Source organism: Mycobacterium tuberculosis H37Rv, from assembly GCF_000195955.2.
In the GTDB taxonomy this organism is placed as follows: domain Bacteria; phylum Actinomycetota; class Actinomycetes; order Mycobacteriales; family Mycobacteriaceae; genus Mycobacterium; species Mycobacterium tuberculosis.
Window position 1 is genome coordinate 173,190 of the sequence record NC_000962.3, and the last position, 13,302, is coordinate 186,491.

Sequence of the window (13,302 nt, forward strand, 5' to 3'; positions counted from 1 at the left end):
TTTTCTATTGCTGGTTCAACCGGGTGACTAGGATCGCGGTTATCACCGATGAGTGACCGCGTCAAGGCGGTCGCGCCGCCGGACGGAAGGACGATGATGACCACCGAATCGGTTGCCCGGAAGACCCAGAAATCTGAGACCGAGGCTCCGCGCGAACCGGCGCCCGTTTCGGATGAAAAGCAAACCGATGTCGCTAAAACGGTGGCTCGGCTGCGAAAGACCTTTGCCAGCGGGCGTACCCGCAGCGTCGAGTGGCGCAAGCAGCAGTTGCGCGCGCTACAGAAGTTGATGGACGAGAACGAGGACGCGATCGCCGCGGCACTCGCCGAGGATCTGGATCGCAATCCGTTCGAGGCATACCTCGCTGACATCGCGACGACCTCCGCCGAAGCGAAATACGCGGCCAAGCGGGTGCGCAGGTGGATGCGGCGCCGCTACCTGCTGCTCGAGGTGCCGCAGCTGCCCGGCCGCGGCTGGGTGGAGTACGAGCCATATGGCACCGTGCTAATCATCGGTGCCTGGAACTACCCGTTCTACCTGACCCTGGGTCCGGCGGTCGGAGCCATTGCCGCTGGAAACGCCGTCGTGCTCAAACCGTCGGAAATCGCCGCTGCATCGGCGCACTTGATGACCGAATTGGTGTATCGCTATCTCGACACCGAAGCGATCGCGGTCGTGCAGGGCGATGGTGCGGTGAGTCAGGAGCTGATCGCTCAGGGTTTCGACCGCGTGATGTTCACCGGTGGCACCGAGATCGGCCGCAAGGTCTACGAAGGCGCCGCGCCGCACCTGACCCCGGTCACCCTCGAGCTCGGCGGCAAGAGCCCGGTGATCGTCGCGGCCGATGCCGATGTAGATGTCGCGGCCAAGCGGATCGCCTGGATCAAACTGCTCAACGCCGGGCAGACATGCGTTGCACCCGACTATGTGCTGGCGGATGCCACCGTCCGCGACGAGCTGGTCAGCAAGATCACCGCGGCCCTCACCAAGTTCCGCTCCGGTGCGCCGCAGGGCATGCGCATCGTCAACCAGCGTCAATTCGACCGGCTGAGTGGATACCTCGCCGCAGCGAAAACCGACGCTGCAGCCGACGGCGGCGGGGTCGTCGTGGGCGGCGACTGTGACGCATCGAACCTGCGCATCCAACCCACCGTGGTCGTCGATCCCGACCCGGACGGGCCGTTGATGAGCAACGAGATCTTCGGACCGATCCTGCCGGTGGTCACCGTCAAATCTCTGGACGACGCGATTCGCTTCGTGAACTCGCGGCCCAAGCCGCTATCGGCGTACCTGTTCACTAAGTCGCGTGCGGTTCGCGAGCGGGTGATCAGGGAGGTGCCGGCGGGCGGAATGATGGTTAACCATTTGGCTTTTCAGGTGTCGACGGCCAAACTGCCGTTCGGTGGTGTCGGCGCATCGGGCATGGGTGCCTACCACGGCCGTTGGGGTTTCGAGGAGTTCAGCCACCGTAAGTCGGTGTTGACCAAACCAACCCGACCCGACCTGTCCAGCTTTATCTACCCGCCGTACACCGAGCGCGCCATCAAGGTGGCTCGCCGGCTGTTCTGACCTGGGCGCGGGTTGTCGCCCCGTTGACACCCGACTCGTTATAACCCCGAATTGTGATTGCGGAGAGGAGCCTGATGCCCGGAGTGCAAGATCGCGTCATCGTCGTTACTGGAGCCGGCGGTGGCTTGGGCCGCGAATACGCCCTTACGCTCGCCGGGGAGGGCGCCAGCGTCGTGGTCAACGACCTCGGTGGCGCCCGCGACGGCACGGGCGCCGGTTCGGCGATGGCCGATGAGGTCGTCGCCGAGATTCGCGACAAGGGGGGCCGGGCGGTCGCCAACTACGACAGCGTCGCCACCGAGGACGGCGCAGCGAACATCATCAAGACCGCGCTTGACGAATTCGGCGCCGTGCACGGTGTGGTGAGCAACGCCGGGATCTTGCGCGACGGCACCTTCCACAAGATGTCGTTCGAGAATTGGGACGCCGTGCTTAAGGTGCACCTTTATGGCGGATACCACGTGCTACGCGCGGCCTGGCCGCATTTCCGTGAGCAGAGTTACGGCCGGGTCGTGGTGGCGACCTCCACCAGCGGGCTGTTCGGCAACTTCGGCCAGACCAACTATGGGGCGGCCAAGCTTGGTCTGGTCGGCCTGATCAATACGCTGGCGCTGGAGGGAGCCAAGTACAACATCCACGCCAATGCTCTTGCCCCGATCGCGGCGACCAGGATGACCCAGGACATCCTGCCGCCCGAAGTACTGGAAAAGCTCACACCCGAGTTCGTCGCACCGGTGGTGGCCTACCTGTGCACCGAGGAGTGTGCCGACAACGCATCGGTGTACGTCGTCGGTGGTGGCAAGGTGCAGCGAGTTGCGCTGTTTGGCAACGACGGCGCCAACTTCGACAAACCGCCGTCGGTACAAGATGTTGCGGCGCGGTGGGCCGAGATCACCGATCTGTCCGGTGCGAAAATTGCTGGATTCAAGTTGTAGAAGTAAATGAAGGCTTGTGTCGTAAAAGAACTTTCCGGCCCGTCCGGCATGGTGTACACCGACATCGACGAGGTATCCGGTGACGGCGGAAAGGTTGTTATCGACGTACGGGCCGCCGGCGTCTGCTTTCCGGACCTGCTGCTGACCAAGGGCGAGTATCAACTGAAGCTAACGCCGCCGTTCGTGCCCGGCATGGAAACGGCGGGTGTGGTGCGTTCGGCGCCGTCGGATGCGGGTTTTCATGTGGGCGAACGTGTTTCAGCATTCGGAGTGCTCGGCGGCTACGCCGAACAAATAGCCGTACCGGTGGCCAATGTGGTTCGCAGCCCCGTCGAGCTCGATGACGCCGGGGCGGTGTCGCTGTTGGTGAACTACAACACCATGTACTTCGCCCTGGCTCGGCGTGCCGCGCTGCGACCGGGAGACACCGTGCTGGTGCTCGGCGCCGCCGGCGGAGTGGGCACGGCCGCCGTCCAGATCGCGAAGGCGATGCAGGCTGGCAAGGTGATAGCCATGGTGCACCGCGAAGGTGCGATCGACTATGTCGCTTCGCTCGGTGCCGACGTGGTGCTTCCGCTGACCGAGGGCTGGGCTCAGCAGGTGCGTGACCACACCTACGGTCAGGGGGTGGACATCGTCGTCGATCCCATCGGCGGACCGACATTCGACGACGCGCTCGGCGTGCTGGCGATCGACGGCAAGTTATTGTTGATCGGCTTTGCCGCGGGTGCTGTACCGACCCTCAAGGTCAACCGGCTGCTGGTGCGCAATATCAGCGTGGTGGGCGTCGGGTGGGGCGAGTATCTCAACGCGGTTCCCGGTTCGGCCGCCTTGTTCGCCTGGGGGCTAAACCAGCTGGTCTTTCTGGGGCTCAGACCGCCTCCGCCGCAACGCTATCCGTTGTCGGAAGCACAGGCCGCGTTGCAGAGTCTGGACGACGGCGGTGTGCTCGGCAAGGTTGTGCTCGAGCCCTAAGCGCATGCTCGCGATTCGGCGATACGGTGATGCTGTGACGGATCGGCGGGCCAACACGAGGAATTCGCACCCGCTGCCGGCGTGACCAACGCCACGCTGGCAGCAATCGGGTATCCGATCGCGTTGGCCAGCAAGCTGTTGGCGATATCGGCCGTCGAAAGCACAACCGCGTAGCCGTCCGCAACCACAGTGGAAATGGTGCTGGCGATCTTGGTGTGCGCGAGCGCTTCGATGCCAGGGTCAGGGAGCCCGGTGGGCGCCCGGTCGTCGGGCAACGTCAGCATCGACGAGCCGCCGGTCTGTGACAAGTTCGCCAACAACGGATTGGGCAGCCACGCCGGTACCTGGCGCGGATGTGGTGCACGAACGCGTTGACATATTGGGGGCTCTTCGCGGATGAGGGTGTAGGGCGGGTCGGCGCGTCGTTGCCGGGTAGGGGTCGCGGTCTTTCGATGATGGGCGGTTCCACGCTGCCGAAAAGGAAGACCTCGGCGTGTCTGCCCGAGGCACTAGGTCGCAAGGGTAACCGAGGGTGCACGTTGACGGGGTGAGGCCAAGCGGGCGCCGAGCGTGAACTGAGGGCGAGATTTCGGCCGATTCTCCGCCCTCAGTTCACGCTGGGCGACGGCGCCAACGGGCTGCCCCTGGCCGGTCGCACCAAGACGCCGCATACGTACCAAACTTCCCATACTCACCCATCGCGGTGAACCCCAAACCCAGTGCCGGCCACCATTGGCCTTCCCGATGGATTGGTGCCAGCAGCAACCGGCATCATCGAAAACCGGCTCTTCATGATCGAGGGCCGGCAGCGGCTCGAGCAGCGGCAGGCCGGGGTGATCACGTAGTAGTGCTGAATGACCCGAGCATCGGGCGATCAGATGCTGAAGCTTTGCAGTTGCTGAGTAATGTCGGCCAACGTCACCACAATCGCGATGAATTCAATCATGCCGCCCAGGGCGGCCAACCCAATGGTGGCCGCGAGCGGCAGCTCGATCGCAGCGCGGAGGTTGCCGGCCGCCAGTTGATTCACGAACAGGGTGAGGTCATAGGCGGGCAGGATAGTGACGAAGGCAAGACCTAGATCTGCCGTCGGAAGAAGAATCGAGTAGCCGGTCGACACAACGGAAGCGAAAGTGTCCGCGATGTTGATGAGCGTCGCCGGTTGTGGCGGCGGTGGCGGCGGTAGCAGCGTCGGCACATACGGCGGGAACGCGGGCATCGGAGTTTGGGGCAGGGTGTTCAGGGCGGCTGGCAACTCGACCATGAAGTCGTTGACGCCCTGTTGCGTTCCGGCAACCAGGGCATCGGCGACAACGCTCGCCGGGACATCCGGGAAGAGCCCGAATGGGGTAGGCACGTTCGCCGGGCTCGTCGAATAGCCGAACCTCGGGTCGCCGTAACCCAGATTGACGATTACTTCCAAGTTCGGTTCGACCAGCGCCGCCAGCGGTGGGCCAATGACCGGGATTGCCCGCAACGGGGCCAGCAGCGGCAGATGCTCGGTTTCAATGATGTAGTACGTGTTCGACGTCGTGCCCTGTGTCGGCAACTGCGTGGCCGACGCTATCTGTGCCGGTGTGAGGTCCGCATACGTGGTGTGCACCGTGAGTATCCCGAATACTGCGTTGATATCGGACAGGACATTGAGTGGATACCGCGGGAAGTCGGCGAAACCGTCGTACTCGAGGGTGTAGGTCGTCGTCGGATAGGGATTGTCCGGGGTCGCCCCGTAGAACGGTAGGCCGAGGGTGGTGACATTCAGACCGGGTATGCGCGCAAGTATCCCGCCATTGGGATTCATCTCGTTGCCGATCAAGATGAAATTGAGCTGGCTGGGGCTGGGAGCGTTGGGACCCAGCGAGATGAGGTGCTGCATTTCCAGGGACGCGATGACGGCGCTCTGCGAATAGCCGAACACGGTGACGTGGTTTCCGGCGTTGATTTGCTCCCAAATCGCGCCGTCGAGAATCTGTAGGCCCAACTGCACCGAGGTTTGGAAGGGCAGGGATTTGACGCCGGTGATCGGATATAGCTCTTCGGGCGTCACCAGCGCTTTGACGACCGGATTCGAGACGACGGGGTCGATGAACAAGGTCGTGATGGCGTTGACATAACTCGGCGTGGGTATCGGTGACCCGGTGCCGCCCATGATGATCGCCGTATTTTGGTTGAACATTGGCGGTAGCACCGGGGGTGAGGTTGGCTTAAAGAGTCCGGCCGTCGCCTCCTGCACCAGCGCGCTCGTGTTGGTGGCCTCGGCATTGACAAATGCGTTTGCGGCCGCCGCCAACCTCTGGGTGAATTCGTTGTGAAACGCCGCAACCTGTGCGCTGATCGCCTGGAACTGCTGGCCGTACGCGCCGAACAGCGTGGCAAGGGCCGTGGACACTTCGTCCGCGGCAGCCGCCGCCAGGCCGGTTGTCGGGGCCGCGACGGCCGCCGTAGCCTGGTTGATCGCCGAGCCGATCCCGGCCAAATCGGTAGCCGCCGCTGCCAATACCGACGGCTGCGCGAATACGTACGACAAACCCCATCCCTCCTTGTCGACGGGGCCCATAACCCACCCGTCGAGCCGATACGTTGAGCGTAAAGCGACTCCGCGGTTGTGTCTGGCCTTTGGAGTGAACCCAAATGGGGCCATGCTGCCTCGTCATTGGCGAGGTCGGTAAACGGTAGTCGGTGGACGTCGATGCCGTCGGGAATCCGTTAGGTGACGAGGCCCTCGATGTTTCGAACGGTGTCCGAGGCCGCCGCGAGGAGGGTGAGCAATTCCACGCCGCCCGCTATCGATCGTGCCTAAACCTACGGTGGCCGCCAGGGGATAGCCGATCGCGTTGATCAGATTGCCCGCAGCGAGTTGCCTGACGAACAGTTGGGTGGTGTACAGCGGCAGGGTGGTGACCAGGGCGAGGGCGATGTCCACGGTGGGCAGCAGGACGGCGTAGTTGGTTGAGATGATCCTGGCGAGCGTGTTCACCACCTCGGCCGGCGTCGGTGCGGCGGCCACCGCGGCCACCAGATCGGCGGGTTGCGGCAGCTGGATCTGCGGGAGCGTGAGCGGTTGCGCGGACAGCGCCTGCAGGTCGGCCGTGAAGTCAAGGATGCCTTCTTGTGTTCCGGCGGCCAGGGCATCGGCGATGACCTGAGGCGGCACGTTCGGCCACAGCCCGAACGGCGTTCGCACATCGGCGTAGCTCGTCGAGTAGCCGTAGTTCGGGTCGCCGTAGCCCAGGTTGACGATCACCTTCAGGTTCGGCTGGATCAGGTCGGCCAGCGGATCTCCGATGACCGGCACCGCCCGCAGCGGTTGCAGCAGCGGCCGATTCTCGGTGCGGATGATGTAGTAGTCGGTGACCCCCGTATAGCCCGGCGACGTCGGTAATTTAGTAGCGCCCTCGACCTGCGCGGGCGTGAGGTCCAAATACTTGGTGTGTACGAATGTGATGCCTGCAACCGCGTTGAGGTCGGAAATGAAGTTGAGCGGGTATCGCGAGAAGTCGGCGAACCCGTCGTACTCGAGCGTGTAGATGGCCGTCGGATAGATCGTGTCCGAGGGCGTTGCGCCATAGAACGTCAGGTCCAGAGTCGGAAGCGTCAGATCCGGGAACCGCGCGAGCATACCGCCATTGGGGTTCATTTCATTGCCGACAAGCACGAAATTGAGGTCGCTCGCCGAAGGTGCGGCCCCGCCCATCGCCGTGAACCTCTGCATCTCCAGCGACGCGATTATGGCGCTTTGCGACCAGCCGAAAACGGTGACCGCGTTTCCGGTGGTCGCGAGCTCTACCATGATCGCGTCGTGCAAGATGGTCAAGCCCTCTTCCACTGACGTGTTGAGGACCAAACTTCTGACACCGGTGAGTGGGTACAACTCTTCGGGTGTGAAGACGGCTTGTAGCGCCCGCCGAACGGACCTACAGCGTATTGGCGGCGTCAACATAGACGGCGGTGGTAGTGGAATTCCGGTGGGCCCAAAGAACAAGGTGGTCAAGTTCGCCGGGAATGGCGGAATCATCGCGGCCGCCGCGGGGGTTGGTGCGGCGGCGGGCACAGCCAGCTGATTTTGCCGGGTGCTGGCGATGGCGGCCTCGGCATCTGCGTAGCTGTTCGCCGCGGCGGCCAACGTCTGGTGGAACCTAACTGTGAAACGCCTCGACTTGAGCGAGCACGGCCTGGTATTCCTGGCCGTATGCGCCGAACGGTTTCGCGATGGCGGCCGACACCTCATCGCCGGCCGCCGCGGCCAGTGCACACGTCGGGCCTGCCGCGGCCGCGCCGGCCGTACTCACGGCCGAACCGATTCCTGCCACCTCGGCGGCGGCCGCCGCTACGATCCGCGGCTCAGCGATCAGATACGACATCGTCTCACTCCCCTAGCACCAGGTGTCGGCCAACCGGGTCAACCCGGGGTTTTGGTCAGCCCAGAGCGGTCCCGCTGCCCTGGTGGTCGCTTACGCGAATCGGATTCGCGCGAAAGCGTTTCCCCTCATCCGAGCAGCACCCCGCGCATCCGGTTGACTGTGGCCTGGCTGATACCGGCGTCGCGCAGGTAGCCGCCCAGCGATCCGTAGGTCTCGTCAATGGTCTGGCGTGCGGCGGCCAGGTACTCCGCGCGGACACCCAGGACCCCGTCGGACAGCCGGGCCTTGGTGAACGTCACCACCTCGGGTGCCAGTTCGGTGTCGAAACGCTGCTGGATCATCTCGGAGATCCGGGCCCGCAGTTGTGGCACGGAGTCGTTGCTGCGCAGGTAGTCGGCGACGATGACGTCGCGGTCCAGGCCGACCGCTTCAAGCACCAGCGCGACCACGAAGCCGGTGCGATCCTTACCCGCGAAGCAGTGGGTGAGCACCGGGCGTCCGGCGGCAAGCAGTGTGACGACACGATGTAGCGCGCGCTGTGCTCCATTGCGCGTTGGGAATTGGCGATACTCGTCGGTCATGTAGCGGGTGGCCGCGTCATTTATCGACTGGCTGGATTCGCCGGACTCGCCGTTGGACCCGTCATTGGTTAGCAGCCTCTTGAATGCGGTTTCGTGCGGCGCTGAGTCGTCGGCGTCATCATCGGCGAGGTCGGGGAACGGCAGCAGGTGGACGTCGATGCCGTCCGGAACCCGTCCTGGACCGCGGCGGGCAACCTCCCGGGACGACCGCAGGTCGGCAACGTCGGTGATCCCCAGCCGGCGCAGCGTTGCCCGGCCGGCGTCGTCGAGGCGGCTCAGCTCGCTGGACCGGAACAGCCGCCCCGGCCGCAATGCGGTTGCGGTGTCGGCGACGTCACGAAAGTTCCACGCGCCCGGCAGTTCACGGACAGCCATCTCAGGTGACCGCCGCAGCGAAGGTGGACTTCTCCCTCGACAGCTCGGCGCGGGCGATGGAGCGCAGGTGCACCTCGTCGGGACCGTCGAAGATGCGCATGGCGCGGTGCCAGCCGTACAACCGGGCCAGCGGGGTGTCGTCGCTGACGCCGGCGGCCCCGTGGACCTGGATTGCGCGGTCGATGACATCGCAGGCCACCCGCGGGGCCACCGCCTTGATCATGGCGACCAGGTGGCGCGCCTCTTTGTTGCCATGTTGGTCGATTGTCCACGCCGCCTTTTCGCACAGCAGCCTTGCCTGGTCGATTTCGTTGCGGGACTGAGCAATCGCCTGTTGCACGACGCCCTGTTCGGCTAGCGGACGGCCGAACGCCACCCGGTTGCGGACGCGATTCACCATGAGTGCCAAGGCGCGTTCGGCCGCGCCCAGCGCACGCATGCAGTGGTGGATACGGCCCGGCCCCAGCCGGGCCTGGGCTATGGCGAATCCGCTGCCCTCTTCGCCGAGCAGGTTGGTGGCCGGGACCCGGACGTTGTGGTAGTCGATCTCGCAGTGGCCGTGCCGGTCCTGCCAGCCGAACACCGGTGTGGAGCGAACGATCGTCACGCCGGGGGTGTCGATCGGGACGAGGACCATCGACTGCTGTTGGTGGGCGGCTGCGTCCGGGTTGGTGCGGCCCATCACGATGAGGATCTTGCACCGCGGGTCCGCCGCTCCCGACGTCCACCACTTACGGCCGTTGATGACGTAGTCGGCACCGTCCCGGGAGATGGTGGTTTCGATGTTGCGGGCGTCGCTGCTGGCCACCGCCGGCTCGGTCATCGAGAAGGCGCTGCGGATCTTGCCGTCGAGCAGCGGCCGCAGCCATTGCGCCCGTTGCTGCTCGGTGCCGAACATGTGCAGGATCTCCATGTTGCCGGTGTCCGGTGCGGCGCAGTTGAGTGCCTCGGGCGCGATTTCCATGCTCCATCCGGTCATTTCGGCCAGCGGCGCGTACTCCAGGTTGGTCAATCCCGACTCGGCCGACAGGAATAGGTTCCACAGGCCGCGGTCTTTGGCCTTGGTTTTCAGTTCCTCGATGATCGGCGGCGCGGTGTGGTCGGCCGGTCCGGCCGCGCGGCGATAGTCGTCGTAATCGGCCTCAGCGCCGAAGACGTGCTCGGTCATGAAGTCGGACAACCGCGTGCGGTAGTCGATGGCCTTGGCCGACATCGCGAAGTCCATTCCGCCACGATATCTACCGGCGCTAGCAGACGCATAAGTCCCTCGACACGCCGACGAGAAGGGGGTTTTGCGTCTGCTCGCCGTCGTTTCGTGCCACCGTTCAACTGACCCGCAAGTGGCAGCGCGAGCTCGACTATTCGCTACGCAAGAGTTTGTGGAGCTTCCACGACAACCGCATTGCGATGCGGTTCCAGTACGAATCCCGTGACCGCAACGGCCAGTGGTATCGCAGCTACGGCACCGAACTGTGGCGAAGCCAGCATCAACGACGTGCCGATCGCCGAATCCGAGCGTCGCTACCTCGGTGCGCGCTCGGCATCCGAGTATGGCCAGGAAATACCGCTCTGGTAGCCCGGTAGGGTGTCTGAGCAAATCTATCGGCGTTCAGTAAGGAAAGTGGATGTACGCGCCATGACAGATCCGCAGACGCAGAGCACCAGGGTCGGGGTGGTTGCCGAGTCGGGGCCCGACGAACGACGGGTCGCGCTGGTTCCCAAGGCGGTCGCGTCGCTGGTGAACCGTGGTGTGGCGGTCGTGGTCGAGGCCGGTGCGGGCGAGCGCGCGCTGCTTCCCGATGAGCTCTACACCGCTGTCGGTGCCAGCATCGGGGATGCTTGGGCCGCCGACGTCGTTGTCAAGGTCGCGCCGCCGACGGCGGCGGAGGTCGGCCGGTTGCGCGGTGGGCAGACACTGATCGGCTTTCTAGCGCCCCGTAATGCTGACAACTCGATCGGCGCGCTGACCCAGGCCGGGGTGCAGGCGTTCGCGCTCGAGGCCATCCCGCGCATCTCGCGGGCGCAGGTGATGGACGCGCTGTCGTCGCAAGCCAACGTGTCTGGGTATAAGGCTGTGCTGCTCGCGGCCTCGGAATCGACCCGGTTCTTTCCGATGCTGACGACGGCGGCCGGAACGGTGAAGCCGGCCACGGTGCTGGTGCTCGGCGTCGGCGTGGCCGGCCTGCAGGCGCTGGCGACGGCCAAACGGCTAGGCGCGCGCACCACGGGCTACGATGTGCGTCCCGAGGTGGCCGACCAGGTCCGATCGGTGGGCGCTCAATGGCTTGATTTGGGCATCTCAGCGTCCGGTGAGGGCGGTTACGCCCGCGAACTGACCGACGACGAGCGCGCCCAGCAGCAAAAGGCATTGGAAGAAGCGATCAGTGGCTTCGACGTGGTGATCACCACCGCGCTGGTGCCGGGCCGCCCGGCGCCAACGTTGGTGACCGCCGCTGCAGTGGAAGCGATGAAGCCTGGCAGCGTGGTGGTGGATCTCGCCGGCGAGACGGGCGGCAACTGCGAATTGACCGAGCCCGGCCGGACAGTCGTCAAGCACGACGTCACCATTGCCGCACCGCTGAACCTGCCGGCCACGATGCCCGAGCACGCCAGCGAGCTCTACAGCAAGAACATCACCGCGCTACTCGACTTGTTGATCAAAGACGGCAGGCTGGCCCCGGACTTCGACGACGAGGTGATTGCCCAGTCGTGTGTCACCCGCGGGAAGGACTCCTAGATGTACAACGAATTGTTGGAGAACCTGGCGATCCTGGTGCTGTCCGGATTCGTCGGGTTCGCGGTGATCTCGAAAGTGCCCAACACGTTGCACACCCCGCTGATGTCAGGAACCAACGCCATCCACGGCATTGTCGTTCTCGGCGCGCTGGTGGTTTTCGGCGAAATTGAGCACCCATCGCTCGTGTTGCAGGTCATCCTGTTCGTCGCGGTGGTGTTCGGCACGCTGAACGTCATCGGCGGATTCATCGTCACCGACCGAATGCTCGGCATGTTCAAGGCCAAGAAGCCCGCCGTGCCAGCCAAGCCCGACCGCGACGAGGCGCTCCGATGAACCTGCACTACCTGGTCGAGATTCTCTACATCATCTCCTTTTCACTCTTCATCTACGGGTTGATGGGGCTCACCGGCCCCAAGACCGCGGTGCGCGGGAACCTGATCGCCGCGGCCGGCATGACCATCGCCGTGGCGGCCACGTTGGTCATGATCCGACACACCAGCCAATGGCCGCTGATCATCGCCGGTCTGGTGGTGGGTGTTGTGCTCGGTGTGCCGCCGGCGCGACTGACCAAGATGACCGCCATGCCGCAGCTGGTGGCATTCTTCAACGGCGTGGGCGGAGGAACGGTCGCACTCATCGCGCTGTCGGAGTTCATCGATACCACCGGCTTTTCCGCATTCCAGCACGGCGAGTCGCCGACCGTGCACATCGTGGTGGCCTCATTGTTCGCCGCGATCATCGGGTCGATCTCGTTCTGGGGGTCTATCGTCGCGTTCGGCAAGTTGCAGGAGATCATCTCCGGGCGGCCGATCGGACTCGGCAAGGCGCAGCAGCCGATCAACCTGTTGCTGCTGGCCGTGGCCGTGGCCGCCGCCGTGGTGATCGGACTGCACGCGCATCCCGGGAGCGGTGGGGTCGCATTGTGGTGGATGATCGGCCTGTTGGTCGCCGCCGGCGTGCTGGGTCTGATGGTGGTGTTGCCGATCGGTGGCGCCGACATGCCGGTGGTCATCTCGATGCTCAACGCCATGACCGGCCTGTCGGCCGCGGCGGCGGGTCTGGCGTTGAACAACACCGCGATGATCGTGGCCGGCATGATCGTCGGCGCGTCCGGCTCGATCCTGACCAACCTGATGGCTAAGGCGATGAACCGCTCCATTCCGGCGATCGTCGCGGGCGGTTTCGGCGGCGGCGGTGTGGCGCCCAGTGGCGGCGGCGACGACAAACACGTCAAGGCCACTTCGGCCGCCGATGCCGCGATCCAGATGGCATACGCCAATCAGGTGATCGTGGTGCCCGGCTACGGGTTGGCCGTCGCGCAGGCGCAGCATGCGGTGAAGGACCTGGCAACCTTGCTGGAGGACAGGGGTGTGCCGGTCAAGTACGCGATTCACCCGGTCGCCGGCCGGATGCCCGGGCATATGAACGTGCTGCTGGCCGAGGCCGAAGTCGACTACGACGCGATGAAGGACATGGACGACATCAACGACGAGTTCGCCCGCACCGACGTCACCATCGTGATCGGCGCCAACGACGTCACCAACCCGGCGGCCCGCAACGAGACGTCCAGCCCGATCTACGGCATGCCGATCCTCAACGTGGACAAGTCGAGGTCGGTGATCGTGCTCAAACGGTCGATGAATTCCGGGTTCGCCGGCATCGACAACCCGCTGTTCTACGCCGACGGCACCACTATGTTGTTCGGTGATGCGAAGAAATCGGTGACCGAAGTCTCCGAGGAACTCAAGGCGTTGTAGCGCGCGAGCGCT

11 protein-coding genes are annotated in these 13,302 nt (G+C 64.5%); 6 read left to right on the forward strand and 5 right to left on the reverse strand.

Features of this window, described 5'->3' with window-relative positions:
• Nucleotides 1-48: 48 nt before the first annotated feature.
• The 3 genes from Rv0147 to Rv0149 all read left to right on the forward strand — a co-directional run bounded on the left by Rv0147 (nt 49) and on the right by Rv0149 (nt 3,479).
• Nucleotides 49-1,569 (forward strand): aldehyde dehydrogenase, encoded by a 1,521-nt coding sequence (locus Rv0147; RefSeq protein ID NP_214661.1) that lies wholly within the window; start codon nt 49-51, stop codon nt 1,567-1,569.
• A 74-nt stretch (nt 1,570-1,643) separates the two neighbouring features.
• Nucleotides 1,644-2,504 carry a short-chain type dehydrogenase/reductase gene (locus Rv0148; protein ID NP_214662.1) on the forward strand — a complete coding sequence of 287 codons (861 nt, stop codon included), beginning with the start codon at nt 1,644-1,646 and terminating at the stop codon, nt 2,502-2,504.
• A gap of 6 nt (nt 2,505-2,510) precedes the next feature.
• The gene (locus tag Rv0149) at nt 2,511-3,479 is read left to right on the forward strand and encodes a quinone oxidoreductase (RefSeq protein NP_214663.1); all 969 of its coding nucleotides are present in this window, start codon (nt 2,511-2,513) and stop codon (nt 3,477-3,479) included.
• Here Rv0149 and Rv0150c read toward each other — a convergent pair.
• The 5 genes from Rv0150c to fadE2 all read right to left on the reverse strand — a co-directional run bounded on the left by Rv0150c (nt 3,476) and on the right by fadE2 (nt 10,009).
• A complete protein-coding gene (locus tag Rv0150c; RefSeq protein ID NP_214664.1) occupies nt 3,476-3,763 on the reverse strand; it encodes a hypothetical protein in 288 nt (95 codons plus the stop codon). The two genes, Rv0149 and Rv0150c, sit on opposite strands and share 4 nt — an antisense overlap.
• Nucleotides 3,764-4,353: 590 nt before the next feature.
• A complete protein-coding gene (gene PE1, locus Rv0151c) occupies nt 4,354-6,120 on the reverse strand; it encodes a PE family protein PE1 (RefSeq protein ID YP_177695.1) in 1,767 nt (588 codons plus the stop codon).
• A 9-nt stretch (nt 6,121-6,129) separates the two neighbouring features.
• Nucleotides 6,130-7,707, reverse strand: a complete 1,578-nt coding sequence (gene PE2, locus Rv0152c; protein ID YP_177696.1) for a PE family protein PE2 — start codon at nt 7,705-7,707, stop codon at nt 6,130-6,132.
• A gap of 258 nt (nt 7,708-7,965) precedes the next feature.
• Nucleotides 7,966-8,796 (reverse strand): phosphotyrosine protein phosphatase, encoded by an 831-nt coding sequence (ptbB, locus tag Rv0153c; protein ID NP_214667.1) that lies wholly within the window; start codon nt 8,794-8,796, stop codon nt 7,966-7,968.
• Between the two features lies 1 nt (nt 8,797).
• Nucleotides 8,798-10,009, reverse strand: coding sequence for an acyl-CoA dehydrogenase FadE2 (fadE2, locus tag Rv0154c; protein NP_214668.1), 1,212 nt, complete (start codon nt 10,007-10,009; stop codon nt 8,798-8,800).
• 423 nt (nt 10,010-10,432) lie between these two features.
• Between fadE2 and pntAa the strand changes: the two genes are divergently transcribed.
• From pntAa to pntB, 3 genes are read left to right on the forward strand one after another with little or no spacing between them, the layout of a single operon-like run.
• Nucleotides 10,433-11,533, forward strand: coding sequence for an NAD(P) transhydrogenase subunit alpha PntAa (gene pntAa / locus Rv0155; RefSeq protein NP_214669.1), 1,101 nt, complete (start codon nt 10,433-10,435; stop codon nt 11,531-11,533).
• Entirely contained in the window at nt 11,534-11,866 is a 333-nt protein-coding gene (pntAb, locus tag Rv0156; RefSeq protein NP_214670.1) for an NAD(P) transhydrogenase subunit alpha PntAb, read from the forward strand.
• Entirely contained in the window at nt 11,863-13,290 is a 1,428-nt protein-coding gene (gene pntB, locus Rv0157) for an NAD(P) transhydrogenase subunit beta PntB (RefSeq protein ID NP_214671.1), read from the forward strand. The genes pntAb and pntB overlap by 4 nt, the downstream gene beginning before the upstream one ends.
• Nucleotides 13,291-13,302 lie beyond the last annotated feature (12 nt).

Coding starts and splice junctions, on each gene's coding strand:
- Rv0147 (NP_214661.1), top strand. CDS start 49: ATGAGTGACCGCGTCAAGGCGGTCGCGCCGCCGGACGGAAGGACGATG.
- Rv0148 (NP_214662.1), top strand. CDS start 1,644: ATGCCCGGAGTGCAAGATCGCGTCATCGTCGTTACTGGAGCCGGCGGT.
- Rv0149 (NP_214663.1), top strand. CDS start 2,511: ATGAAGGCTTGTGTCGTAAAAGAACTTTCCGGCCCGTCCGGCATGGTG.
- Rv0150c (NP_214664.1), bottom strand. CDS start 3,763: ATGCTGACGTTGCCCGACGACCGGGCGCCCACCGGGCTCCCTGACCCT.
- PE1 (YP_177695.1), bottom strand. CDS start 6,120: ATGGCCCCATTTGGGTTCACTCCAAAGGCCAGACACAACCGCGGAGTC.
- PE2 (YP_177696.1), bottom strand. CDS start 7,707: ATGAGGTGTCGGCCGCCATCGCGAAACCGTTCGGCGCATACGGCCAGG.
- ptbB (NP_214667.1), bottom strand. CDS start 8,796: ATGGCTGTCCGTGAACTGCCGGGCGCGTGGAACTTTCGTGACGTCGCC.
- fadE2 (NP_214668.1), bottom strand. CDS start 10,009: ATGTCGGCCAAGGCCATCGACTACCGCACGCGGTTGTCCGACTTCATG.
- pntAa (NP_214669.1), top strand. CDS start 10,433: ATGACAGATCCGCAGACGCAGAGCACCAGGGTCGGGGTGGTTGCCGAG.
- pntAb (NP_214670.1), top strand. CDS start 11,534: ATGTACAACGAATTGTTGGAGAACCTGGCGATCCTGGTGCTGTCCGGA.
- pntB (NP_214671.1), top strand. CDS start 11,863: ATGAACCTGCACTACCTGGTCGAGATTCTCTACATCATCTCCTTTTCA.